Raw genomic sequence first — 373 nt, 5'->3', positions numbered from 1 at the left:
GTCGGCCGTGAACTATCCGCAAGCCATTGATCTGGCCTGTTGATTGAGGCGGATAGCGGCTTTGGAATTGCAGGATTAGCGGTATTTGGACGCTGTTTTCCTGCAATTCGGTTTTGCGATTCCCTTGTGGCGCGGAGCGTGATTCACTCGGTTCGGCGGCGGCGAATCGAGGGGACAGCGAATGTCCAGGCCACGCGAGAAGCGCGAGACGGGAGAGCAGGACCTGTTCCGCTCCCGGCTCGACCAAATCATCAACATGAAGCACGAGCTGGTGCGGCTGGCGCAGGCGATCGACTGGCCGGTGCTGGAGGAGCGTTTCGGCGCCGTCTATTCGGACGGCCCCGGCATGCCGCCGCTGCCGACCCGGCTGATG

At 62.2% G+C, this 373-nt stretch carries 1 pseudogene; it reads left to right on the top strand.

Annotated features, from left to right (window positions below):
- Positions 1-181 precede the first annotated feature (181 nt).
- Positions 182-373: pseudogene (locus P9273_RS32060) on the top strand (IS5/IS1182 family transposase); the annotation flags it as partial.

The sequence above is a fragment of the Mesorhizobium sp. WSM4935 genome (genome assembly GCF_029625735.1).
GTDB lineage: Bacteria > Pseudomonadota > Alphaproteobacteria > Rhizobiales > Rhizobiaceae > Mesorhizobium.
Note: the sequence above shows the minus strand (reverse complement) of the source record. Positions and strands in the feature narration are given on the sequence as shown.